Here is a 256-nt window from a genome sequence, read left to right as displayed (position 1 = left end):
CCCTCCTGACAGCTTTCTGTCAGGAGCAAATCCTTATTTCATTATCTTCCTAATATAGCGAAGCCGCAACATCATGCCTTATAGCGTGGTGCTGCTGTATAGCTGAGGGGCAGGCGTCCACCATCCGCATAGATGGTCTGGCCTGTTACATAGCTCGCATCCCGCGATGCCAGAAACGACGCTATCGAAGCAATTTCAGAGGCTTGGCCTATGCGACCGAGTGGTGTTCTTGATAAAATCCTGTTGCGGGCATCGG

At 51.6% G+C, this 256-nt stretch carries 1 protein-coding gene; it reads right to left on the bottom strand.

The window, feature by feature from the left end; translation table 11 throughout:
* Window positions 1-71: 71 nt before the first annotated feature.
* The coding region (locus tag SB822_RS58815) for an SDR family oxidoreductase (protein ID WP_410859338.1) at window positions 72-256 on the bottom strand (185 nt) is incomplete at its 5' end.

Source organism: Paraburkholderia sp. SIMBA_054 (assembly GCF_046534875.1).
In the GTDB taxonomy this organism is placed as follows: domain Bacteria; phylum Pseudomonadota; class Gammaproteobacteria; order Burkholderiales; family Burkholderiaceae; genus Paraburkholderia; species Paraburkholderia hospita.
This window is presented reverse-complemented; position numbering and strand designations above follow the sequence as displayed.